This window comes from Bradyrhizobium sp. sGM-13 (assembly GCF_018398875.1).
Classification (GTDB): domain Bacteria; phylum Pseudomonadota; class Alphaproteobacteria; order Rhizobiales; family Xanthobacteraceae; genus Bradyrhizobium.
The window spans coordinates 1-206 of record NZ_JAGWDK010000570.1 but is presented as its reverse complement, the minus strand read 5'-3'; the positions used below and the strand labels follow the sequence as shown (position 1 = coordinate 206).

1 protein-coding gene is annotated in these 206 nt (G+C 63.1%); it reads left to right on the top strand.

Features of this window, described 5'->3' with window-relative positions; all coding sequences use genetic code 11:
* The coding region (locus KJQ96_RS40005) for an SUMF1/EgtB/PvdO family nonheme iron enzyme (RefSeq protein WP_213291327.1) at positions 1-206 on the top strand (206 nt) is incomplete at both ends.

The following is a 206-nucleotide window of genomic DNA, read 5'->3' as shown; positions in this document are numbered from 1 at the left end:
AGGATGCGAACTGGCGCCGTCCCTATGGGCGTAAGAGCAACATCAACGCGCTCGACGATCATCCTGTCGTGCACATCTGCCACGCCGATGCGGCGGCCTATGCGAAATGGGCGGGCAAGGAATTGGCGACAGAAGCCGAATGGGAGTTTGCCGCGCGCGGCGGACTCGACGGCGCGGAATATGCCTGGGGCGATCAACTCACGCCT